This window comes from Pedobacter sp., from assembly GCF_045628745.1.
Lineage (GTDB): Bacteria > Bacteroidota > Bacteroidia > Sphingobacteriales > Sphingobacteriaceae > Pedobacter.
Genome location: NZ_JAZQPU010000483.1, coordinates 1 through 23758, shown reverse-complemented (window position 1 = coordinate 23758; position 23758 = coordinate 1). Strand labels below are relative to the sequence as shown.

General features: G+C 40.9%; 18 protein-coding genes. 7 read left to right on the top strand and 11 right to left on the bottom strand.

Annotated features, from left to right (window positions below):
• On the bottom strand, positions 1-1599 hold the full coding sequence (locus ACR2F7_RS17655) for an ATP-dependent DNA ligase (RefSeq protein WP_432714855.1): 1599 nt from the start codon (positions 1597-1599) through the stop codon (positions 1-3).
• A 1-nt stretch (position 1600) separates the two neighbouring features.
• Entirely contained in the window at positions 1601-2614 is a 1014-nt protein-coding gene (locus tag ACR2F7_RS17650; protein ID WP_432714854.1) for a ligase-associated DNA damage response exonuclease, read from the bottom strand.
• A gap of 112 nt (positions 2615-2726) precedes the next feature.
• On the opposite strand from ACR2F7_RS17650, the gene ACR2F7_RS17645 reads away from it, so the two are divergent.
• The gene (locus ACR2F7_RS17645) at positions 2727-3440 is read left to right on the top strand and encodes a pirin family protein (RefSeq protein ID WP_432714853.1); all 714 of its coding nucleotides are present in this window, start codon (positions 2727-2729) and stop codon (positions 3438-3440) included.
• Between the two features lie 94 nt (positions 3441-3534).
• Here ACR2F7_RS17645 and ACR2F7_RS17640 read toward each other — a convergent pair whose 3' ends face one another.
• The 7 genes from ACR2F7_RS17640 to ACR2F7_RS17610 form a co-directional block, all read right to left on the bottom strand.
• The gene (locus tag ACR2F7_RS17640) at positions 3535-5709 is read right to left on the bottom strand and encodes a S9 family peptidase (RefSeq protein WP_432714852.1); all 2175 of its coding nucleotides are present in this window, start codon (positions 5707-5709) and stop codon (positions 3535-3537) included.
• Positions 5706-7577 (bottom strand): LTA synthase family protein, encoded by a 1872-nt coding sequence (locus tag ACR2F7_RS17635; RefSeq protein WP_432714851.1) that lies wholly within the window; start codon positions 7575-7577, stop codon positions 5706-5708. Before ACR2F7_RS17635 ends, ACR2F7_RS17640 begins: the two co-directional genes overlap by 4 nt.
• Positions 7578-7582: 5 nt before the next feature.
• Positions 7583-8260, bottom strand: a complete 678-nt coding sequence (locus ACR2F7_RS17630; protein ID WP_432714850.1) for a hypothetical protein — start codon at positions 8258-8260, stop codon at positions 7583-7585.
• A gap of 17 nt (positions 8261-8277) precedes the next feature.
• A complete protein-coding gene (locus ACR2F7_RS17625; RefSeq protein WP_432714849.1) occupies positions 8278-9057 on the bottom strand; it encodes an enoyl-CoA hydratase/isomerase family protein in 780 nt (259 codons plus the stop codon).
• Positions 9058-9080: 23 nt separating this feature from the next.
• The gene (locus ACR2F7_RS17620) at positions 9081-10886 is read right to left on the bottom strand and encodes a ComEC/Rec2 family competence protein (RefSeq protein WP_432714848.1); all 1806 of its coding nucleotides are present in this window, start codon (positions 10884-10886) and stop codon (positions 9081-9083) included.
• A gap of 26 nt (positions 10887-10912) precedes the next feature.
• Positions 10913-12970, bottom strand: coding sequence for a helix-hairpin-helix domain-containing protein (locus ACR2F7_RS17615; protein WP_432714847.1), 2058 nt, complete (start codon positions 12968-12970; stop codon positions 10913-10915).
• Between the two features lie 62 nt (positions 12971-13032).
• Positions 13033-13368 carry a MerR family transcriptional regulator gene (locus ACR2F7_RS17610; protein WP_432714846.1) on the bottom strand — a complete coding sequence of 112 codons (336 nt, stop codon included), beginning with the start codon at positions 13366-13368 and terminating at the stop codon, positions 13033-13035.
• Between the two features lie 114 nt (positions 13369-13482).
• Here ACR2F7_RS17610 and alaS point away from each other — a divergent pair, with 114 nt between their 5' ends.
• On the top strand, positions 13483-16182 hold the full coding sequence (gene alaS / locus ACR2F7_RS17605) for an alanine--tRNA ligase (RefSeq protein WP_432714845.1): 2700 nt from the start codon (positions 13483-13485) through the stop codon (positions 16180-16182).
• Between the two features lie 72 nt (positions 16183-16254).
• Here alaS and ACR2F7_RS17600 read toward each other — a convergent pair whose 3' ends face one another.
• Positions 16255-16791, bottom strand: coding sequence for a hypothetical protein (locus ACR2F7_RS17600; RefSeq protein WP_432714844.1), 537 nt, complete (start codon positions 16789-16791; stop codon positions 16255-16257).
• 151 nt (positions 16792-16942) lie between these two features.
• Here ACR2F7_RS17600 and gatB point away from each other — a divergent pair, with 151 nt between their 5' ends.
• From gatB to ACR2F7_RS17575, 5 genes are all read left to right on the top strand, one after another.
• Complete coding sequence (gatB, locus tag ACR2F7_RS17595) at positions 16943-18406, top strand: Asp-tRNA(Asn)/Glu-tRNA(Gln) amidotransferase subunit GatB (protein ID WP_432714843.1); 1464 nt, start codon at positions 16943-16945, stop codon at positions 18404-18406.
• A 4-nt stretch (positions 18407-18410) separates the two neighbouring features.
• Positions 18411-19520, top strand: coding sequence for a redoxin domain-containing protein (locus ACR2F7_RS17590; RefSeq protein ID WP_432714842.1), 1110 nt, complete (start codon positions 18411-18413; stop codon positions 19518-19520).
• A 106-nt stretch (positions 19521-19626) separates the two neighbouring features.
• Positions 19627-20316 (top strand): response regulator transcription factor, encoded by a 690-nt coding sequence (locus ACR2F7_RS17585; protein WP_432714841.1) that lies wholly within the window; start codon positions 19627-19629, stop codon positions 20314-20316.
• Positions 20317-20344: 28 nt separating this feature from the next.
• On the top strand, positions 20345-21067 hold the full coding sequence (locus tag ACR2F7_RS17580; RefSeq protein ID WP_432714840.1) for an RluA family pseudouridine synthase: 723 nt from the start codon (positions 20345-20347) through the stop codon (positions 21065-21067).
• A gap of 9 nt (positions 21068-21076) precedes the next feature.
• Positions 21077-22864, top strand: coding sequence for a chloride channel protein (locus ACR2F7_RS17575; RefSeq protein WP_432714839.1), 1788 nt, complete (start codon positions 21077-21079; stop codon positions 22862-22864).
• Between the two features lie 381 nt (positions 22865-23245).
• On the opposite strand, the gene ACR2F7_RS17570 is transcribed toward ACR2F7_RS17575, so the two are convergent.
• The coding region (locus ACR2F7_RS17570; protein ID WP_432714838.1) for a helix-turn-helix domain-containing protein at positions 23246-23758 on the bottom strand (513 nt) is incomplete at its 5' end.

The window sequence follows — 23758 nt, the reverse complement described above, 5'->3', positions numbered from 1 at the left end:
TTAGTGTTCTAAAGTAGAATGCAGCAGCTGCCGTAAATCTTCCAGTGTATTTATTTCCGCTGCTTTTTTGTCTTTGCGCCACCTCGCTATTCTTGGAAAACGTAAGGCCAGTCCGGCTTTATGCCTTTTACTTTCGGCAATGCCCTCAAAGGCAATTTCAAAAACCAGCTCCGGTTTTACCGTTCGCACGGGACCAAATTTCTCTATGGCGTTTTTCTTGACAAAGGCATCTACCTCTTTAATTTCTTTATCTGTTAAACCTGAATAGGCTTTGGCTATGGTGATTAAGGCTTCGCCATCTCTGACAGCAAATGTATAATCGGTAAAAAAATTAGCCCTTCTTCCATTTCCCTTTTGGGCATAAATCATCACCGTATCTACTGTATATGGGTTGATTTTCCACTTCCACCAGTCGCCTCTTTTTCTGCCAGTATGGTATTGGGAGCTTAGCTTTTTTAACATCAAACCTTCACTGTTGTTTTCCCTTGCCAGCTGGCGGGTATCTGCAAGTTCTTCCCAGGTATTGCAATTGATAACTGGCGAAAGCAGCACGATGTCGTTGTTGTTTAAGGCGCTCAGCGTTTTCTCCAATAAAACCCTGCGCTGTTCCAGGCTTTCCTGGCGTAAATCCTGACCTCCATATTCCAGGATGTCGTAGGTGTAAAATCCTATTGGCGCATCGTTCAACTGGAGTTTGTTAATGGTCTTGCGGTTGAGCCTTTGCTGCAGGATGCTAAATGCCTGTACTTTTCCTTCCTTGATGGAGAGGATTTCACCATCGAGTACGGTGCCATCTGGCAGCGCCTCCTTTAAAAAGTGAAGCTCAGGAAATTGATCTGTGACCAGCTCTTCGCCCCGCGACCAAATGAATAGCTCGCCGTTGCGTTTCACAATTTGTCCGCGGATACCATCCCATTTCCACTCTGCCTGCCATTCTTTGATATCGCCCAAACTTTCTGTAGGTGTTTCAAGGGCATAGGCCAGGCAAAATGGGTAAGGCCAGGAATTGTCGGTGTTGACATGTAAACCTTCAATCAGTTCTGCATAGGTAATTTCATCGGGCTGCCACTTGCCCATAATGCTGTGCATGATTCTGTTGCTGTCGGTATCGCTTTGTTTGGCCAAAGCATTGACCAGCATTTTGTGCGACACGCCGATCCTGAAGTTTCCCGATATCAATTTATTAAAAATAAAGCGTTGTCCGATACTTAAACTATTCCAGCTTTCTAAAATAAACGCTTTTTTCTCCTCATCAGTCTTTCCGTTTAGATTTTTGAGCGCATTGATCCACTGGTGTAATTTAAGGTCTGTTTCTTTCTCTGGCGGAGGTAGAATTAGTGCAATGGTTTCACTTAAATCGCCCACGCTATGGTAGCTTTCTGAAAACAGCCATTCAGGAACCTCGCTTTTTTCGATGGCCCATTGCTTAATTAAGGCTGTGCTGACCGGTCGCTTTGGGCGTTTTCCGGTAAACATGGCAATGACGTAAGGTTTATCCTGCTCGTCTGCGGTGCTAAAATAAGCAACAAGCGCAGCGATTTTATCGTTGGTCTTGTTGCTCATCTCCAGCTGTTGTATAAGTTCTGTAAAACGTTTCAAATTACCCTTTCTCGGTTAATATTTCTGTTTCTTCTTCTTCCTCGATACCATATTGTGTTTTTACCTCTGCCGCCTGGATGCCAATTTCATTAAGGTACCGGGAGAAGGTGGCTGTAAAGCCATGGGTTACAAAAACCTGCTCTGCTGTAGTGGCTTTTATGGCATCAAGTAATCCCGGCCAATCGGCATGATCACTGAGGGCAAAGCCAGCATCGGCACTTTTCCATCTTCTGCCTGCCCTTACCTGCATCCAGCCTGAGCAAATTCCTGTTGCCGCTTGTTGCAGGGTTTTTATCCACCTGCCTTCTGCCAAAGCGGGGGGGACAATGAGAATGCCTTTTTGGAGTTCCTCTTTTTTGAGCTCAGGAGTGATTCTGATGGTTTCTGGCAAGTCTACACCTGCATTGATAAATCTTTCATTGAGGTTGGCAATGGCATTGTGTACATAGATATTACCAAAGCCATCGAGGTTTTTAATAAGCCTTTGTGCTTTACCTAAACTATAGGCCACCAATACGGTTGTTTTTCCTTTATCAAGGTTATCAGCAGCCCAGTTGCGAATGTCGTCAAAGATCTCCTCCTGTGGCCGCCACTTGTAAATAGGCAGTCCGAAGGTAGATTCAGATACGAAAGTATGGCATTTTACAGGCTCAAATTCCGTGCTGATGCCATCGTATTCCACCTTATAATCGCCGGATACTACACAAATCTCCCCTTTATATTCCAGCCTCACCTGTGCAGAGCCAATAACATGTCCTGCAGGATGAAGGCTTACTTTTACACCATTTATCGTCCGTGGCTCCTTATAGGCCAGGGTTTCAATCTTTACATCTCCCAGTCGTTGCTCCAATATGGGCTTGCTCAGTGTATGACATAGATAACATTCATTGCCCCATTTTGAATGGTCAGCATGCCCATGGGTGATGACCGCAAATGGGACAGGTTTCCATGGATCTATGTAGAAATCACCTTGTATGCAGTAAATACCTTTATCTGTAAATTTAATTAATGCCATTAACTGATAAACAATAAAGGGCTGTTAAAAGTTCCATTTCATAGATATTAATTACCACAGGTCAATGCCAGTCGTTTTATTCGGCAGTACATTTGTATATAAATAAAATATTATGGCACAATCGATTTTACACAAAGCCGGTACTCGTGGTCGTGCTGACCATGGCTGGTTAAAAAGCTACCACACTTTTAGTTTCGCCAATTATTTCAATCCTGAACGGGTGCAGTTTGGTGCTTTGCGCGTTTTAAATGATGACCAGGTTGCAGCGGGAATGGGTTTTGGTGAACATCCGCACAAAGACATGGAAATTGTGTCTATAGCGTTGGAAGGTGCCTTGCAGCATGAAGACAGCATGGGTAACGTAGCAGTGATCAAACCGGGAGAAATCCAGGTAATGAGTGCCGGAACAGGTATTTCTCATAAAGAATACAACAAAGATAAAGACCAGTTGGTAAAGTTTTTGCAGATCTGGATCTTACCGAATCAAAAAAATGTAGAACCTCGCTATGATCAGATCAACATTGAAAGGCCTGAAAAAGTAAATCAACTGGTACAGATTTTATCTCCTGATCCAAGTGATGAAGGGGTGTGGATTCACCAGGATGCCTGGTTCCATTTAGGGAAATTTGACCAGGATACAGAATTGGCCTATCAGGTGAAAATGCCCGGTAATGGCGTTTATTTCTTTGTGTTAAAGGGCAATGTTACTGTAAATGAACAGCCTTTAGAAGATCGTGATGGCTATGGTGTTTGGGATACGGAAAGCATAGCTATTAAAGCTACAGCAGGTACTGAATTGCTTTTAATGGAAGTTCCAATGGACTAATTGCTTTTATACCCTATACATTTAATTCATAAAAATGCCCCCAGTATCGTTTGAATTTTGGGGGCATTTGATTTAAAACTGTGTTTGATGTTTTTTACTTTCCTCCCGGAGGACAATTGTCATGCAGGAATTTGGTAAAGGTTAAAGCGAGATGTTCACTGGTGCCTTCGCCTTCATAAATGCCGTGTGTACGGTTAGGGTAGGCCATCAATTGAAAAACTTTTCTGCTTTTTACCAGTTCATTGATCAGCATTTCTGCATTCTGGTAGTGTACATTATCGTCTCCTGTACCATGGATGTATAACAAGTTGCCTTTTAAATTGTGCGCATAATTAATAGGGGAGCCTAGTTTATAAGCTTCCTGGCTTTTTAAGGGCGAACCCATATAGCGCTCCTGGTAAATATTGTCATAGGTAAGTTGATTAGCTACTGCCGCAATGGCTATACCTGTTTTATAAATCTCCGGATATTGAAACATAAGGTTCAATGTTGACGAACCGCCACCACTCCAACCCCACACGGCAACTCTGTCTTTATCTACAAAAGACCATTCAAGAATTTTCTTTGCTGCCATGGCCTGATCTCTGATGTTGAGCCTGCCGATGTTCTGAAAAATGCTTTTGCGCCATTCTCTACCTTTGGGAGCAGGGGCACCACGGTTCTCCAGGGAGATATAGATATAACCATCTTTGGCCATATTGCCTGCGTAAACACTACTTTGATCTACACCATAAGTGTCCGTAACAGTTTGCGATGCAGGTTCACCATAGACATAAAATACAACAGGGTATTTTTTAGTCTGGTCAAAGTTATCTGGTTTTTTCATCCATCCATCCATTTCTACGCCATCTTCAGTCGTAATTTTAAAGAATTCTACTTTATTTTTAACAGCAGGAACTTTCGCTAGCTGATTGGTAAGGCTGCCCTCCATTGTTAATGGGTTGTTGGTGCTCAAATTCATCCATTCAGACAAAGGCCTTATGTTTGCACTCTGGTAGCGATGATAAGCATATAGACCATCAGGGGAGATGTCATAACTGTGTGTGCCCGGCATAACTGCAGAGGTTACCATTTCTAGTTTTCCTTTGCCATCGAGCTTAGTTTTGTACAGGTATTTCTGTGTAGCATTGTATGGCGAAGCAATGAAATAGAAGGTATTGTTTTTCTCGTCCACCAGGCTGCTTTTGATCACATCGTATGGCCCTTTTGTAATTAACGTTTGTTTTTTACCGTCAACATTCATGCGGTAGTAATGTTTCCATCCGTCTTTTTCACTTTGCCAGATGAATTCTTTATTGTCATTGATCCATGTCCATGGTTCTGCGGCATCAATCCATGCTTTATCAGTTTCGCTGTAAATGTTTTTAACCGTTGCTGTTTTGGTTTCCACCACAAAGATCTTGCTTACATTTTGTTCCCTGTTCAGTTGTTGCAAAATGATCGAACTGCTGTTAGGTACCCAGTCCATGCGGGGAATGTAATTTTGTATAGCATCACCGGGAACAGGCATCCAGGTGGTTTTTGCTGTATTGATGTCTACTATACCTATTTTACAGGCTGATGGGTTCTGACCAACTTTAGGGTATTCTACCGGAATGGTGTAAGGATAGATAGAATCGGTGTTATTGATCATCAGGAAATTTTTAATCTTAGTGGCATCTAATTGCCAATAGGCGATGCTGCTGCCATCAGGGCTCCACCTGAAACCGTCTCTGCAATCAAACTCCTCTTCATAAACCCAGTCGAAAGTTCCATTGATCAAACGGTCAGTACCATCGGTAGTCAGTGTTTTTACAGCACCTGTGGCAACATCTTCCACATAAAGGTTGTGTTTGCTCACATAAGCCACTTTGCTGCCATCTGGAGAGAATTTTGCAAACATCAGCGATGATGCTGGTCTGTCTTTGCCAATTTGTTTCACCTGGTTAGTGGCTAAATCCGTCACATAATAGTCGCCACGGGTATTGTAGCGCCACACTTTTTTGGTATTGGTAAACAGCAAAACCTTTTTGCCATCATCAGAAAGCTGGAAATCACTGATGCTGGTGGCTCTGAGTCCTGGGGCATTCATTAAGGTGTTCGGAACAATTACCTTGCGTTCATTTTTAGGCAGCGTCACGGCAGTGATTCCACCATCAGCAATTTGATAGTAAGCATGTCCTTCTTTTGCCCAATTGAGCTGGCCGCCCTGCTGTGCCTGGCTACTGCTGAAACAAAAAAGTAAGGCTGCTACAATAGCGAAAGGATAACTGATGAATTTTAGTTTCATGGTCGTAATTCTATAAATTGCTGATAAACATTTTGTAGGTATGCTTTCCCTTGTCCAAGGGTTTCTTCGGTTTGTGCGGCATTGCCTTTGTTTTGTTCATACAGCATTCTTTTGCCTGTATTGTCAAAGGAAACGGCCTGTGTGTTGGTAACGAAACCGAGTCCATTATCCCAACTAAAAAAAGCGAATTGTTTGGTGTAAGGGTTTAAAAGGTTTTTGCTCCAGATAAACTGTGTGGCATCCATGTCTAACTGTTTCATAAGGGTTGCAGCAAGGTCAATCTGACTGCCGATACGACCTTCAATTTTGCCCCTGTATTTTGGTTTAATCACCTCTCCATAAAACATTAAGGGAATATGGTAACGTTGTGGCATATATACTTCATTGGTCATGTTAGGTAAAAGGTGACCATGGTCGGCGATGAAAATAAACAATGTATTCTTATACCACGCTTTACTTTTTGCTTTCTCCAGAAAGTCATTGATACAGGAATCTGTATAATAGGCCGTGCTTTTAAAGCTTTCTGCATTGGTGGCTGAACCAAACTTATAAGCACCAGGAACTTCAAAGGGCTCATGGTTAGTCAAGGTCAGGGTGGTTGTGAAGAAAGGTTCTTTGGTTTTGTTCAGCTCTTCAAGTTGTCTGTTGAGCAAAACACCATCGTATGCTCCCCATTTGGAGTTCATCTCACTATCTTTAAACTTGCCTTTGTCGATCAATTTCTCATAGCCATGCATCAGGATGAAAGCTTTGTAGTTGTCAAACTCTGATTGTCCGCCGTAGAAGAAAGAGGTGGCATAACCATTTTTCTGAAACTCCTGAGATATGGCTGGAATCTGCTGCATTTTATTGGTAAACTTCACCATATTTCCTGCCGCTAAACTAGGGTAGCCTGCAAGGGTGCCCAGTAAACCTTTATCAGTACGGTTTCCGGTGGAATAAATTTTACTGAATAAAACACCTTGTTTGGCAAGACTGTCAAATTTAGGCGTAATGCCATCAGCGTTACCAATAGATTTGGTGAGGTCTGCAGTAAAACTTTCCATCAGCAAGAGTACCACATTAGGCCTGTTGGTGGTCAGAATGCGTTCCGTGGTATCTTTAGTTAATGCATAAAGTTCTTTCACCACTGCTGTTGCCTCATCTTTGCTGTAATAAAGGTATTTATTTTTGCTGGCTTTTCCAGAAGAGAATGCACTTTCAAAAATGTTCCATTCTGTATTTACTGCAGCATGGTTTAAAATCAGCTCATCAGAGAAATAGGCAGAACTTTGGTTCATGGTAGAAACACCTAAACCACCCCTGATGCACAGGAAGTTGATGCCCAGCAATAAAACTGCAACGATGATTTTTGCCCATATGGGTATAGTTACAAAAGTAAGCCTAGGGAGCAATAATAGCCTTTGCAGGAGTAAACCGCAGACAAGCAGTACCGAAATAATGATGATTGTTGGCAATAGGGGTGATGATGCCCCTGAAGCTATAGATTCTGAAGGGGAGGTGAAAGCAAAACTCAGCGCTTTAAAGTTGAGTTTTGTTCCCCATTCCCGGTAAATGTTAAAATTAATGGCAGAAATGATGGTGAATACAACAACAAGGATTGTGTTGTACACTTTAATCCATTTGAGGTGCACTGTTTCCCGGCGGGTAAAAAACCAAAAAAGGTAACCAAACAAAGGGGCTACACTAAGGTAGCCCACCATTGATAAATCTATAGGGATGGCATTGTGAAACGTTGCCAAAACGGTACTTAGAGGTATTTCTTTTAATTTTTGGTAGTAAAGCGCCAAAAATAAAGCACGGTCAATAAAGAAGAAAATTAACCAGTAGAGGTAAAATCGTATAAAAAAACTTAGACTTTTAAACATTAAAATTAACCCCCGCCTCTTAATGCTTCTAATTGAGCCATCGTCATGACATCATAACCAGTCGGCACATCCAATGTAAAAGGACCTACATTTTTTTCTGTAATGCTTTTGATGGTCAGGATCGTTTTGATGTTATTTTGGCTTAAGCTGAATTTGATAGGTGTGCCTTTAAGACCTTTAAATTCACTATTGGTTGCCCCAGGAGTTAATTCAACATCTTTGGTTGCCCATAACTCATAAGCATTGCCATTGTTGTCAGTGTAGGTATATTTCTCTGTATTAAAACCTGAAATCGTTTCTTTTACACCTGTAGCTTTAAAATCACTGTATTTAATGCCACCAGATTCTTTGTCAAGGTCCTCTTTAGTCATTTTAGTAGCTATTTGTTTTTGGGCCATTGGTACTTTAATCAATAACAGGGCATTGTTGAGGCTGCCGTCTTTAATGATGGTAATTATTGCAGGTCCCATATCCATGGCTAAACGGGAAATGTTTCCATTGAACTCCAGTATATTTTCTGTGGGAAGGTTAGAAACATCTATAGTGGACTTCTGCTCTTCACTTAGGTTATACGCTACGCCATAAGTGATTACACCCTGGCTAATTTTTTTCTGTGCATGCGCATAGATGGCTGTGCATACTAATAACAGCGATAATACGCCCGTTTTGATCGATTTAAACATATTGATTTATTTAGTTATTACCAGTTTAATTTTTGTTTGTTCAGAAAGGAGGTGATGCCTTTTTTGAAATCTTCACTTTCTCTTACTTCTGCATTTATTTTTACGGCCAGGTCAAGACTTTCCAATAATCCAGGGTTTGTTGTACGTCCAATCAATTGCTTGGTTACCTTTAAAGCATTGGCTGAGGTGGTATTGCACAAATTTAAAGCAAAATTCCTTGTTGTAAGATCAATATCTTCTTTATTTGTTACGAAATTAATCAATCCATAAGCCAGGGCTTTCTCTGCACTGAAGAGATCGCCTGTCAAAAGTATTTGCTTAGCGATAGTTTCACTGGTCTTGCGCATTAAAAAGCAGGATACAATGGCTGGCACAAAGCCCAGTTTGACTTCTGTATAGCCATATTGTGCCTCAGGCACGGAAAAGATGAAATCACAAACTGTTGCTAATCCGCAACCTCCGGCAATAGCATGGCCCTCTACCTGTGCAATGATAACTTTCGGGCAAAAGTATATGGTGGTAAACAGGTTTTTAAGGTTGTTTGAATCAGCCACGTTCTCTTCAAAGGTATAATGCTGCAATTGCTGTAGATAAGCAAGATCTGCACCGGCGCTGAAAGTATTGCCATTGGCTTTAAGAATGATTATTTTCACCTCTGGCGCAGCTGCGGCCATGGTTAATTTTTCTGTAAGTAAGGCTACTAGCTCCGGATTTAAAGCATTCCGCTTTTCTGGCCTGTTCAGGGTGATCGTCGCAATGCGGTCGGTAACCGCATATAAAACCAATGGTTCTGTCATACCGTTTTTTATAGATAATAAGGTTACCAAAGATGCTGTATTTTCTTTAAATGCAAAGTCACATTTTCAATTTGCAGCGCTTTAACGCGGTGTTGATCTAAACAGGGCTTAATCGAGTATTGAAAGGTCTTACTATTGACATCCAAATCTGTAAAAAGGAACGCTTTAGTCGATTGGATATAAACGGCAGCCTTGTTTTTACGCAGTTTAAAGACAATCACTTTTTGTTGCTCCTGTGCCTGCAATTCATGAAATGTTGAACTCGTTTGCAGCAGCAAGAAACTCAATAAGGCGAGGAAGAGCATTTCTTTGCGTTTGCTGTTGAAGGCCCATACGATGAAAATTAAGCTGGCGGTCATTAACAGCAATTCTGTCTTGTTCCACCAAATGGCAGAAAAAGTGGAGAAGGGTAAATCAGCAATGTATTTAAGTCCCTTATTGGTAAAGGTAATTACTCCCTGTAAGATTGGTGCAAGAAAATAAAGCTTGAACAGCAGCAAGCTTAAGCCAAGGTACATCATTAAGGCTGCGGGAAGCATGATAAAAAGGTTGCTCACCAAAAAATATACCGGAAACTGGTGGAAATAATAAACACTTAAGGGGAAGGTAGCGAGCTGTGCCGCTAATGATAAAGCCAGCAATTTCCATAACTGGTCTGCCCACCAGAACTTAAAATAGAGCAATTGATAAAAGATGGGTTGAAGATAAATCAAGCCGAAAACAGCAAGATAGCTGAGTTGAAAACCTACGTCAAAAAGCAGGGAAGGTTGGCCTACCAATAACACAAATGCAGAGAAGGCCAATATATTATAGCTGTTACTGTGCTGTTGTGCGGCTTTGGCCACAATAAAAGTACTCAGCATGATTGCAGAACGTAATACAGATGGCGAAAAGCCAGTGAGCAGCGCATAAAACCAAATCAGACAAATGATCAGCACTGCTTTCATAATTTTTAAACTTTTGCGACGGTCCATGAATCCAAGCATCCAGTTGAGCACCACGTAAATAATGCCTACATGCATCCCTGAAACGGAAAGTGCATGGATAGTGCCGGTTTTGGAATAAGCTGACCAGGTTTCCTGGCTCAGGTCTGCACGGTAACCTAAAATCAGGGTGGAAGCCACTGAAAAAGCTTCTTGGTCAGGCAGGAGTTTCTCGAGAATCCTAATTTGACGCTCCCTTAAAGCAAAGGCAAAGGCCAGAATAGCGTTCCCCTGTTGTGGTTTGATTAAGGTCGCATATTGCTGATCGAGGTAAACCTGGTGATGGATGTTTTGTAAAGCCAGCCATCCCTTGAAGTCAAATTCTGATGGGTTTTGAGGTTCTTCAATTTCGGTATAATTTGCCGGAAGCATGAGCTGGTCGCCATACTTAAAAATCTTAGGTGTTTTTCTGTAAGCATGTAAAGTAACCAGCACCCTTCCCTGGTAAGGAATGCCTCTATTGTTTTGGTAACCATAAATAACCTTCGCTTTAAAGCGCAGCTGTGAGGCCTTCCACTGCGGACTTTCTTCCAGCATGATGATCAGCTTATCCAGCTTTTTATAGGCAAAATAATCAGGTTGAAGCCTCGCTTGATGGAATAAAAAAAGCGAGCCTCCTACGCAAAAAGTAAGCAGGTAACTGAGACTGGCGGTAAGAATCTTATGCCTGTAAGTGCGGAATTTTTTGTAACCCAGGTTCTGTAGGAGCAGGTAAGAAAACAACAAAATTGACACTGTAGTAAAAAAATAAAACAGTGTTAAGGAAGAGAATTGATAAGCCGTAAAAATACCGGTCATCAGAAATAACATCAAGTTGACATAAATGGTCTCGGCTCTTGCGTTCAATGCATTAATATTTTATGTTCAATGTTTTAAAATTGATACCTTAACTGCAACTTCACCTCAGATTTTCGGTTTCCCTGTATCTCATCAAGGCCGGAACCCACTGTTTCCTGATCCTGATAAAGAAATAAAGCATAGCGTGTCCATACCTCCATATGCCTGAGTATTTTGTATTTTATGTTCAGAAAAGTTCGGGCACCTTTGCCATTGTACATGCCGAAACTGAAGCCATAAAGTACATCATCTTCATAGGCATAGACCCGGCTGTTATAAGATTCTGTATTGAAATAAGCCAGTCGGATGTTTGCCGATAGGCGCGAAGAAAGAGGCGCATAATCAATGTCCTGGTAAACAAGGTAGCCACTTTCTGTTGCGGCTTCGCCCTTATGATAACGACAAAGCTCTACACGGTTTTGGAAGCTGAATTTGCGGTTGAGTCGCCAGTTGACTTCTACTCTGTAATTTTGCTTAGACACCTCATCAAGGTATTTCTCCTTTACATCAACATCCGTATTCTGCTGGTTCTCCTTTGTTTTATACCTTGCCAGGGCGCTAAAGGTTTTTGAGGGTTTATACATCAATTGTGTCATCACCTCAAACCCATCAGATGGTGCGTTAATTCTGTATTTTAACCATGGGAAACGAAAGATATCGGCATAGATTGAGCTTGTCCATTTGCGCCCAGGGGCATAATTTAAACCTGCATACCAGCCTTTTTCATTCGTAGCATCGGAGTTTTCGCCCATCGCCTGGCTAAAGAAATTATGGTAATTTATATCATAATGCCTGTTCACTAATACCGCGGAGAGCTTTGGCGAAATACTGGCCATGGCACCATTTAGAAGGGCCATACCTCCATTTAAGCTTTTCGCTCCTTCACCAAAGAGGTAAATATTAAAAAGTGTATAATTATAATGCAGGCCTATATTGCTCAGTTCTTTACCGGTAAAATTGTAAGCATTATAAGCTTGGTTTCCAGTAACAAAGCTGTCGTCATATCGTGATTGGTAGCCCACTACACCTGCCGATAAGTTATCACTTAGGTATTGCAGGGCAGCACCGTAAACCAGTTGTTCCAGGCTCTTTTCGTTTTTAAGTTCCGTTTTAGTGCGGTGTAACCCGCTGGTACTGATGTTAACCTGGGTAAATATGCCGGAATCATTTTCCGTCTGACTGGCATCCAATTTCCGATAAGAAAGGAAAGGTGTAAAATTCAGTTTCTGAGTGATGGCAAGGGTGGCCGCTACGCCCCTGAAGAAGGAAGCTTCGTTAGAAGAGGTATAAGTCTTTAAGCCGATGTCATTTTTAGCTACGCCAGCAACATCAGGACCTTTGCCAAAAGAAAAACCCGACCATAAGGTCAGTCCCTGACCAAATTGCAAGCTGTAATCACCTAAAATAAGCTTAGATATTTTACCGATTTTGTAAAGGCCTAAACTGAAGGAGTTAAAGTCGAGACCATATTTATGATCACCAGCCAACAGTTGTTCACCTGCATCTTTTTTTAAGACGGCAGAGAAGCTAAATAACTGGTCGTAACGGAAACGATATTTGAGAAGCAGCTTCTCCTGACTGCCTAAATACCTGCTGCCCGGTAATTCCTGGTAGCCTTTCTGTGGTTCTACGGTTTGTGCAAAGCGCATGAGCACCTCACTGTTACCTTTATGCAGCATATTTTTAAAACCGAGGTTTGAATAACCCGAGGGGATACTGAGGGTCACAAAAGGAAGAATGTTCTGGATGGTTTGCACATCAAAAGCCGCGATGGATTGCAGCTCCATCAAATCTATTAGTTTCCCATTGCTGGAGATGTGGCTAAAAAAGTTGCTGATTTGTAAGGGTGATAAAATCACCAGGCGTTTCAGCTCCTCAACAGAAGTCTTATTTAAGTTAATGGGATGATCTGCAAAGTATTGCAATTGCTCTGTTAACTCCGAAAGATCGAAGTCATCAGGCAAATCAGCAGCTAAACGCTCCACAATATCTTTGATCAGCTCCCGTTGCTGTGCAAAGAGGCGAAGGTGGAAACTTGAAAGCAGAAAAAACAGGAAAAGTGTTCGCCAAAGTATGCAGGCAGGTTTTGTCATTTCGAGAGGGTCTTGGTCTCAAAACAACACTATTTTTAATCTAATAAAAAATCAATTTTCAATTATATTTCATCATTTAATTTCAACAAGAAGTCCTTCAGTTTCTCCAAAGAATCGATGATCTTTTGGTTCTCTTTCATTTCACCACTGTTGTTTTTTAAATGCTCTTTAGCACCTTTTAAAGTGAAACCCTTGTCATCAACTAAATGAAAAATGATCTTCAAATTTTCTACATCAGCAGGGGTAAATAAACGGTTACCTTTCTTGTTTTTCTTTGGTTGCAATACGTCAAATTCCTTCTCATAAAACCTGATCTGTGAGGCGTTAACGCCAAACATTTCAGTTACTTCACCCATACTGTAATACATTTTATTAATTTCTCTTTCCTTGTATGGCATAATTTATAGTTGATTATTAGCTGTTTATGGCATTTATTTAAAGTATTCAAATGTAAAAGGATTTTAGTAGAATACCGCAATAAAGTTTTAATTTTGTTGGATAATAATAGAAGGATGACCGCAAAAGAAATTAGAAGTGCTTATTTACAATTTTTTGAATCTAAGCAGCATCATATTGTTCCCTCCGCACCAATTGTTGTAAAAAACGATCCAACGCTGATGTTCACCAATGCAGGGATGAACCAGTTTAAAGATTTATTTTTAGGTGAGGCCCCCATTAAATATAACCGTGTTACTGACACACAACGTTGTTTGCGCGTTTCAGGAAAACACAACGACTTAGAAGAAGTAGGTATTGATACCTATCACCATACCATGTTTGAAATGCTTGGCAACTGGAGCTTTGGAGATTATTTCAAAAAAGAAGCCATTGCCTGGAGCTGGGAATTGTTAACGGAGGTTTATAAAATCCCTAAAGATAAATTATACGTTTCTGTTTTTGAAGGCGACGAAAAAGAAGGCTTGCCACAGGATACTGAGGCTTATGAAATATGGAAACAATATGTTCCCGAAGACCGCATTATTTTAGGTAATAAAAAGGATAATTTTTGGGAAATGGGCGATACAGGACCTTGTGGTCCCTGCTCTGAAATCCATGTAGACTGTCGCCCTGATCAAGAGCGTGCTACGGTTTCAGGAAAAACCCTTGTCAATGCAGATCACCCACAGGTTATCGAAATTTGGAACAATGTATTTATGCAGTTTAACAGGCAGAAAGACGGTAGTTTACAGCCTCTACCTGCTAAACATGTTGATACAGGAATGGGCTTTGAAAGACTGGTAAGAGTGCTGCAGGAAAAAGCTTCTAACTACGATACAGATGTATTTCAACCGCTTATTCAGTTCATCTCTCAAAAGGCAGGTATTGCTTATGGTGATGATGAGAAAACTGATATCGCTATGCGTGTAATGGCAGACCATATACGGGCAATTTCTTTTGTGATTGCCGACGGACAATTGCCGGCAAACAATAAAGCAGGTTATGTAATCCGCCGAATTTTGCGTCGTGCTGTACGTTATGCTTATACCTTCCTCGACCTTAAAGAACCTTTCTTAAATCAACTGGTGCCTGTATTGGCAGAACAGTTTAAAGGTGTTTTTGATGAACTTGCTGAACAGCAGGACTTCGTACAAAAGGTAGTGCTGGAAGAAGAGGTTTCCTTTTTAAGAACTTTAGCAACGGGCATCCAACGTTTTGAGAACTATACCAAAAAGCAAGGCGAGATCCTGATGTCAGACAATGCCATTGATCCTGATAAATCATTTAACGATCCATGGGTATTTAGTATCCTGAAAGATCAGATGGTTATTTCTGGTGCTTTCGCCTTTGAATTGAATGATACTTATGGTTTTCCTATCGATTTAACCGAATTAATGGCCAGAGAAAAAAACTGGCAGGTTGATATGGAGGAATACAATATTGCCCTGTTAAAGCAGAAAGAACGGTCGCGTGCGGCAACGGCCATTGATACCGGCGACTGGATTGCCGTTAATCCTGATTTAGATACTGAATTTGTAGGTTATGATGATTTTGAAGTTGAAACCCAAATTATTAAATACCGCAAAGTAAACCTTAAAGGTAAAGAGCAGTACCAACTGGTATTGAGTAATACACCTTTTTATGCAGAGAGCGGCGGACAAGTAGGTGATACCGGCAGACTGGAAGACCATAGCCGATTGTTCTTCGTAGAAATTACAGATACTAAAAAAGAGAATGGCCTAACGGTACATTTCACTGATTCCTTGCCTGAAGATTTAGAAGGTGTTTTCTGGGCAGTGATTGATAAAAGACAACGGATCCTTTCTCAAGACAACCACTCTGCAACGCATTTATTGCATGCAGCATTGAAAAGAGTGCTGGGGAGCCATGTTAACCAGAAGGGCTCTTTGGTGAATCCTGATTACCTGCGTTTTGATTTTTCGCACTTCGCAAAAATTACAGATGCAGAGCTGGCAAAAATAGAACACCTGGTGAATGAAAAAATCAGGGAAAACATTCCATTGAAAGAACAACGAGATGTACCCTATGAAATAGCGCTCTCCAGTGGGGTAACTGCTTTATTTGGTGAAAAATATGGTGATTTGGTACGTGTGGTTACTTTCGACGATCATTATTCTAAAGAATTGTGTGGTGGCACACATGTGCAGGCAACTGGCCAGATTGGTTACTTTAAAATCATTTCTGAAAGTGCTGTGGCAGCAGGGGTGAGAAGAATTGAAGCCATTACTGCGGATAAAGCAGAGGCTTTTATTGGCGAGCAATATAAAGAACTCAATGAGCTCAAAGCCTTGTTAAAAGGCAATAAAGATTTGAAAGCTGCTGTGACTTCATTGCTTGATGAAAATGCGAAGCTCAAAAAAGAAGCCGAGAAAGCGCTCATTGCCCATGCTACAGACCTTAAACATGAAATTGTACACCATGTTAAAACCATTAACGGCATTAACCTGATTGCAGTGCATATAGATTTACCCCATGTAGATGCGGTGAAGAACTTAGCATTCTCCATTAAAGAGATGGTGGATAACCTGTTTTTAGTCTTTACAACACTTATAGACGATAAACCTGGAATAACCGTGATGCTGTCAGAAAACCTGGTGAGCGGTAAAGGCTTAAATGCTTCTTTAATCGTTAGAGAACTGGCTAAGGAAATTCAGGGTGGTGGCGGCGGACAGCCATTTTATGCTACTGCCGGTGGTAAAAATAAAGAAGGCCTGCCAGCTGTTTTGACAAAAGCAGCAGCGATGGTAAATTAATAATTACAAAGATATAGACACAAAAAAAGCCGCTGATCAATATGACCAGCGGCTTTTTTTATATAAAGTCTATTAATGGCGACCTCTGTTGCCGTTATTTCCATGTCCGTTTCCTCTATCGTTTCCACGGCTATGTCCATTACTTTTGCCGTTGTTACGGTTATGTTTAGGACCTTTTGAATAATGCTTTTCTTGTTTGTAGTATTGCTTGTTAGAACTTCTTTGGTAGCTTATTCTGCTGCGCCCAGGTTGTGGTCTTGAATGACTATAATTGCTCGCATAGCGTGTTCTATAGGTTTGGTGTCTTAAATAAGGACGGTTTCCATTGATCACAACTTTACGTCCACTGTGTAAATTGTAGTTTCTGTGTCTTGATGGTAAACTTTTTCTGTGTACCCAGCTGTTGCCACTCAAATAAATAAACTGGCGGGTAGGCACATAATAATATGATTCTACTTCTGGTAAGTAATAGTAGTCCACGTGGTTATAGCCACTTGGACCCCATGAGGGTTGTGCGCCAATATTTACATTTACGCTAATCTGGGCTTTTGCAGGCATTGCAGACATTGCTGCAAATCCTAATAATGCTAATACAATTAATCTTTTCATAACCTGTTCCATTGTGTGTACACACCTAAAGTCAAAATTGATGCCACAATTAGTTTACACCCTTCAAATTCTTAGGATAGGGGTTTAAGACTATTTTGGTTATATTTGCATTGAACAACACATAATTATATTGTTAGCTTAAAAACAATCAATGAGTACGATTACGGCAACCACAGTTTCTGAATATGAATTGGTATCAGGTTTAGAGATTCACGTACAACTGAATACAAATACAAAAATATTTTCTGCAGACAGTGCTGCTTTTGGAGCTGATCCAAATGAGCATATTTCTCCGGTGTCTCTTGCTTTACCCGGGGCCTTGCCGAAGTTAAACCAGCAGGTAGTGGCTAAAGCTATAAAAATGGGCTTAGCACTTAATTGTACAATCAACCAAACGAATTTTTTCGACAGGAAGAATTACTTCTACGCTGATCTTCCTAAAGGCTATCAGATTACCCAGGATAACCTTCCGATTTGCCAGAATGGTTTTCTTGAAGTCATCTTGAGCAATGGAGAAGTTAAACGCATAGGCATCAACAGGATTCACCTGGAAGAAGATGCTGGTAAAAGCTTGCACGATCAGGATGATAAATATTCATTCGTTGATTTAAACCGTGCTGGTGTTCCATTGATTGAAATTGTAACTGAGCCTGATATCCGCTCTGCTGAAGAAGCCTCGGCATTACTTACTGAAATGCGTAAACGCGTTCGTCACCTTGATGTGAGCGATGGTAACATGGAAGAGGGGAGCCTAAGGTGCGATGCTAACATTTCTATCCGCCCTGTGGGGGCTACAGCATTTGGTACCCGTTGTGAAGTGAAAAACTTAAATTCCATCAGGAATGTGCGACGTGCAATGGATTTTGAATTCAACAGGCAAGTAGAGCTGGTCAATGCAGGCGGACAGGTGGTACAAAGTACCTTGAATTTTGATGCTGATAAAGGCACTACATCGCCTATGCGTAGCAAAGAAATGGCTAATGATTACCGTTATTTTCCTGATCCTGATTTAGCGCCTTTAGTAATTTCTGATGAGTGGCTGAACAAACTGAAAGCAGAAATGCCTGCCTTGCCGAGAGAAATCTCGCAGCAACTGGTTAACGATTATGGGTTTAACCTTACCGAAGCCACCTTGCTTGCCGAAGATGCCGCACTTTTAGCCTATTTCAACGCAGCCCTTACCGCCGTTAAACAACAGAAGAGCCTGCTCAACTGGCTTGTTGGCCCCATCCGTGCTTTATTAAATGAAAGAGAAATACAGATTACAGGTTATGCAGTGAGCCCACAACAGCTTGCCGAAGTGATTAACCTGACAGATGATAAAAAAATTACCCAGCAGGCTGCCTTGCAACAGCTGTTGCCTGCATTAGAACAAGCTCCTGAAACTGATGTGCTTGCCTTGACCAAGACATTGAACCTCCTGATTGAAGATGACAATGATGCCCTTGGTGATTTTGTAGACCAGGTATTGTTGAAATACGAGGCGCAGGTTGCCGCCTATAAAAAAGGTAAAAAAGGGGTGTTAGGCCTTTTTGTAGGTGAGGTGATGAAGATGGCCAAAGGAAAAGCAGATCCGCAGAAGGTGAATGCTTTAGTTCAGGAAAAATTAAGTTAAAGATATGATGAGAAAATTAGCCTATATATTGCTAGCCAGTATTGCTTTTGTAGCATGCAAAGACACAGAGAAATTTGTGATTAACGGGAAGTTTAACCATGCCACTCCGCAAAATAAAGTATACCTGTTTTCCTTAGATAAAGCCAATCCTATTGCGGTAGATTCTACTGTCTTATCTGATAAGGGGGAGTTTAAATTTAACCATGCTTCTGAAGATGTCAACTTCTTTAGGGTTTCTGCGGGCAGCAATGAATACATGATCATTGCTAAAAACGGCGATCAGATTAAGCTGGAGGCAGATCTTACAGATCCTAATATGCAGTACAGTCTTTCTGGTGCTGAGGAAGCTGATAAACTGGAATCGCTGAATGTCACTAAGAACAAGTACATGGCCCGGATCAATGGCATCCAAAAGAAATTTGACGACCTGGTAGCTAAAGCCCCTGATAACCGCGAAAGCATTATGGAAACTTTGCGCCCGGAGTATTCAGCAGAAATAGAAAACCTGAACAAGGAAATCCTGTCCTTTGCACAAAACAACACCAACTCTCTAGCGGGTTTTTATGCCATTAACCTTTTAAATCCTGCAGAATACGAACAGCAGATGGTGGCCTATGCCGATAAGATCAAGAGTAATTTCAATAATAACCCTGCAGTAACAGCGTTCCTGGTAAGAATGGCGCACCTAAAAACCGTTCAGGTAGGGCAAATGGCACCAACTTTCACCGTTAACAGCATTGATGGCACTAAGATCAATCTTGCTGATTTTAAAGGTAAATATGTGTTGTTAGACTTCTGGGCATCGTGGTGCCAGCCTTGCAGACAAGAAAACCCTAACGTAGTCAAAGCCTTCCATACTTATAAAGACAAAAACTTCACAGTATTGGGTATCTCCCTAGATAAAGACCAGGCAGCATGGAAACAAGCCGTTGCAGCAGATCAGTTAGCCTGGGCACATGGCGGCGAACTGATGGATTTTGAAGGTCCTGTCGTTAAACAATACCAGGTAGATGCTATTCCTAGTTCTTTCCTCATTGATCCACAAGGTAAAATAATTGCTAAAAACCTGAGAGGGGAGCAGTTAGCAGATTTTTTACACAAAACCTTAAAATAAACGCTATTTAAAGTTAAGCTGATTGGGTGACTTAACAATTTGGTAACCTGCTTTTAACGTAGTAACGCATTTGATTGACTAATTTCGTAACAAATAATTAAAAGATATGAGTGCTGCCAAACAAAAGATTCTTATTGTTGATGATGAACCTGATATTTTAGAGTTAGTTGAATACAACCTCAAAAAAGAAGGTTACCAGGTTTATGTGGCCAGCAATGGGAAAGACGGTATTGCTGTAGCCCGTAAAGTACATCCTGATTTAATTATCCTGGATATCATGATGCCTGTAATGGATGGAATTGAGGCTTGCCGGTTAATGCGTTCTATCCCCGAGTTTAAAAATACTTTTATGGTGTTTCTAACTGCAAGGAGTGAGGAATACAGTGAAATTGCCGGTTTTAATGTAGGGGCAGACGATTATATTGCCAAACCTATAAAACCAAGGGCATTGGTGAGCAGAATCAACGCTATTCTTCGCAGAAATGTAAGCAACGATGAAGTTTCTGAAAATAAAGTAGAAATAGGCGATCTGGTGATTGACAGGGAAGCTTACCTTGTTTTTCAGGCCGGTAATAAAGTGGTATTGGCCAAAAAGGAATTTGAGTTATTGTATCTATTGGCCTCAAAACCAGGAAAGGTGTACACCCGTGAGTCTATTCTAAAAAATATATGGGAAGATTCTGTCGTGGTTACCAACCGTACTATAGATGTGCATATTCGTAAATTAAGAGAAAAATTGGGCGAGAATTATGTATCTACAGTGAAAGGGGTAGGCTATAAATTCGAACTTTCTTAGTACTTTTGTGATTTAGAAATCTATATCATTGAAATATCCCTCTTTTAAAGACCTTATTTTATTTGAAAACGATGATTATATCGTTGTCAATAAACCCCCCTTCGTAGCTTCTCTTGATGAACGCGGAGGATCTGGCGAAGTAAACATTTTACGCCTGGCCAAACAATACAGTGATGATGCACAGGTTTGTCACCGTTTAGACAAAGAAACCAGTGGTGCCATTCTGATTGCCAAACATCCTGAAGCTTATCGTTCTGCATCTATGCAGTTTGAAAGACGTAAGGTGAGTAAAATCTACCATGCCGTGGTTGATGGTCAGTTTACTTTTAACGACCTTTTTGTTGACCTGCCTATTTTGAATGATGGCAATAAAAATGTAACCATCGACAGGAAAGAGGGTAAACGCGCTGAAACCTTTTTCAACTCTATTAAATTTTACAAACACTATACTTTAGTAGAATGTAAACCTGTAACGGGCAGAATGCACCAGATCAGGATACATTTGGCTACACAAAGGGCTTCCATCTGCGGAGATGATATGTACCGTGGGAAACCTGTTTTCTTATCGGCACTTAAAAAAGGCTACCGCATTGCTAAAGATGCGGAGGAGCAGCCGATCATGAAACGTTTTGCTTTACATGCCCGATTCCTTACCTTTAAAGGAATGGATGACCAGGATATCTTTATTGATGCCCCTTACCCAAAAGATTTTGCAACGCTCATTAAGTTACTTGATAAGTTTGATAGCTAAATAAAAACTATGTACATCCGGTTAGTGAACTATATTGATACTTTGAATCAATACCGTAAAACTAAGATCTCTAACAGAAATTTCCTGGTCATTGCCGCTTTTATAGTGGGTATTCTTGCCGGATGTGCTGCTGCTCTTTTAAAAAGTCTTTGTCACCATATCGAAAGCTTTCTTCAGGAAGGCTTTGAGTGGCATTACAAATATTACTTATATCTCTTTTTCCCCATGATCGGTATTTTATTATCGGTCATGTATACGCGCAGGTTTATCCGCAAAGGGAAATTTGAAACGGGTTTAACACCTGTTTTATATACCATCTCTAAGAAGTCGAGTAAAGTAGAACCCCATAACATCTATTCTCAAATCATCACCTCGGCTTTAACCGTTGGTTTTGGTGGTTCTGTAGGGATTGAATCGCCTATAGTAACCAGTGGCGCTGGCATTGGTTCTGCTGTAGGTAGATTTTTAGGCTTGTCATACCGCGAAACCACCATGTTATTGGCTTGTGGTGCCGCTGCCGGCATAGCAGGGGCGTTTAACAGTCCCATTGCCGGAATTGTATTTGCTATAGAAATTTTGCTGCCCGAATTTACCATCCCGGCCTTTATTCCACTCTTGTTATCTGCCGCCACAGCAGCTGTAGTTGCCCGTTTATTTTATGCTGAGCAACTTTTCTTTTTAGTTACTGAAGGTTGGGCTGTGAGCGCTATACCATATTATGTGGTCCTGGCTTTGTTGATAGGCTGCTTTTCTATCTATTTCACCAAAATAAATTACTTTGTAAAGTCCTTCTTTTATAAAATCAACCATCCCTATAAAAAGGTGATCATTGGCGGTTTAATGCTCGGTGGACTGGTTTTTTTATTCCCCACCTTGTATGGCGAGGGCTTTGTGACCATCAGAAACCTGATGAGTGGAAACTACCAGGCCATCGTCAATAATAGCATCTTTGCTGACTACGCTCAAATTCCCTTTGTCATTATTTTATTTACCTTCGTTACCCTTTTTGCTAAATCTTTTGCCACCTTAATTACGTTAGGGGCAGGCGGAAACGGTGGTGTTTTTGCACCAAGCTTAATTATGGGTGGACTGATAGGTTTTATCTTTGCCTTCAGTGTCAATACCCTTGGTTTAGGTCAGTTAAGTGTAGCCAATTTCATTGTGGCGGGTATGGCAGCGGCTGTAAGTGGCGTTATGCATGCTCCTTTAACAGGTTTGTTTTTAATAGCTGAAATTACCGGAGGTTATGTGCTGATGGTTCCCCTCATGATTACCTCTGCAATTTCTTATTTTGTAAGCCGTAGCTCCAACAAATATTCAATTTATACCAAACCACTGGCAGAAAGTGGCACGTTATTGTCGCATGAAGATAAAGACAGTACCGTATTGAACATGATGAAGCTTCGCTACCTGGTAGATAAAGATTTCCTGGCTTTAAATGAAGATGACCTGATTGCCGACAGAATTACAGAAATCTTGCAGTCTAAAAGAAATGTTTTTCCAGTTTGGGGTGCAGACCAAAGCTTTATAGGCTTGCTCTATATGGATGATATTCTAAGGGTAACAACGTCTAAAACTGCAGAGCAGGTGAAGGTGAAGGAGCTTACGCAAGCTGCGCCAGATGTGGTGAACATAGAAGATACCCTGAAAGTGGTGTTGACTAAAATGGAAACCGAAAACGTATGGATTTTGCCAGTGATGGATGCGCAAGCAAACTTCATAGGCTTTGTATCTAAAACGGCCATCTTCAATAAATACAGGGATTTATTACGCCGCCAGGCAGATTATATGGAATAAAATCCAATCCATTAAAATTTCATTATAATATGTCTATTCCTGATCTCATCATTGATCTACAGCTTTTCGACAGGTTATAGTTTACAGGGCATTCGTAGGGCGTTCATAGGGCCTTGGCAGGGCCATGGGATAGCCAAAGATATATAATGGACCTACCAAGGCCTTATGAAAGCTCATCTATAGATATCGTAATTATTAGGTAACAGTAAGTTGACGAAAAAAGAATTTCTGCCTGAACGCACAAGATTTTAACCGAAGGCGATCTATGTGGAACAAACAAATAATTGAATTAAGCACAGCTCACAAATTAAAATGCATAAAAAAAACCTGCTCTGGAAAAAGCAGGTTTTTTATTTTTTAAGGTAATATTTCTTTTAAACTTTATTCTACAGTTCTTTTTAAACCGAACTTTTCTATTTTACTGTAAAGATGGCTCCTTTGGATATCTATGTCATCAGCGGTTTTAGATACATTCCAGTTGTGTTTTTCCAGTTTAAATTTAATAAACTCCCGTTCAGCATAATCTTTATAATCCTGGAAATTGGTAAACTTTTCATAATCTAAACCCGGAGCGGAAGCGCTCGGGGCAAGCTGGCTGGCATGTGCCGCGCCAATGTTTGTACCACCACCTGGGTTGGCAAATGCAGCAACATCATGCTCGGTAATTACTTTATCACTTAAAATAATTAAACGCTCAATCATATTGTGCAGCTCACGCACATTACCTGTCCATGGCAAGCGCTGTAAGGCTACTACGCCGGCATCACTGATCTTCTTCACAGGCATGCCATAATCCTTACAAATCTCTTCTAAAAAGTTTTGAGCAATGACAGGGATATCTTCAATACGTTCCGTTAAATGGGGAACGTGGATGTTGATGACATTTAAACGGTG

Bases quoted from the DNA above. Each gene is read 5' to 3' on its own strand.
- ACR2F7_RS17585 (WP_432714841.1), top strand. From the start codon at position 19,627: ATGAGTGCTGCCAAACAAAAGATTCTTATTGTTGATGATGAACCTGAT.
- gatB (WP_432714843.1), top strand. From the start codon at position 16,943: ATGAGTACGATTACGGCAACCACAGTTTCTGAATATGAATTGGTATCA.
- ACR2F7_RS17615 (WP_432714847.1), bottom strand. From the start codon at position 12,970: ATGACAAAACCTGCCTGCATACTTTGGCGAACACTTTTCCTGTTTTTT.
- ACR2F7_RS17600 (WP_432714844.1), bottom strand. From the start codon at position 16,791: ATGAAAAGATTAATTGTATTAGCATTATTAGGATTTGCAGCAATGTCT.
- ACR2F7_RS17625 (WP_432714849.1), bottom strand. From the start codon at position 9,057: ATGACAGAACCATTGGTTTTATATGCGGTTACCGACCGCATTGCGACG.
- ACR2F7_RS17645 (WP_432714853.1), top strand. From the start codon at position 2,727: ATGGCACAATCGATTTTACACAAAGCCGGTACTCGTGGTCGTGCTGAC.
- ACR2F7_RS17635 (WP_432714851.1), bottom strand. From the start codon at position 7,577: ATGTTTAAAAGTCTAAGTTTTTTTATACGATTTTACCTCTACTGGTTA.
- ACR2F7_RS17575 (WP_432714839.1), top strand. From the start codon at position 21,077: ATGTACATCCGGTTAGTGAACTATATTGATACTTTGAATCAATACCGT.
- alaS (WP_432714845.1), top strand. From the start codon at position 13,483: ATGACCGCAAAAGAAATTAGAAGTGCTTATTTACAATTTTTTGAATCT.
- ACR2F7_RS17610 (WP_432714846.1), bottom strand. From the start codon at position 13,368: ATGCCATACAAGGAAAGAGAAATTAATAAAATGTATTACAGTATGGGT.
- ACR2F7_RS17630 (WP_432714850.1), bottom strand. From the start codon at position 8,260: ATGTTTAAATCGATCAAAACGGGCGTATTATCGCTGTTATTAGTATGC.
- ACR2F7_RS17650 (WP_432714854.1), bottom strand. From the start codon at position 2,614: ATGGCATTAATTAAATTTACAGATAAAGGTATTTACTGCATACAAGGT.
- ACR2F7_RS17640 (WP_432714852.1), bottom strand. From the start codon at position 5,709: ATGAAACTAAAATTCATCAGTTATCCTTTCGCTATTGTAGCAGCCTTA.
- ACR2F7_RS17590 (WP_432714842.1), top strand. From the start codon at position 18,411: ATGATGAGAAAATTAGCCTATATATTGCTAGCCAGTATTGCTTTTGTA.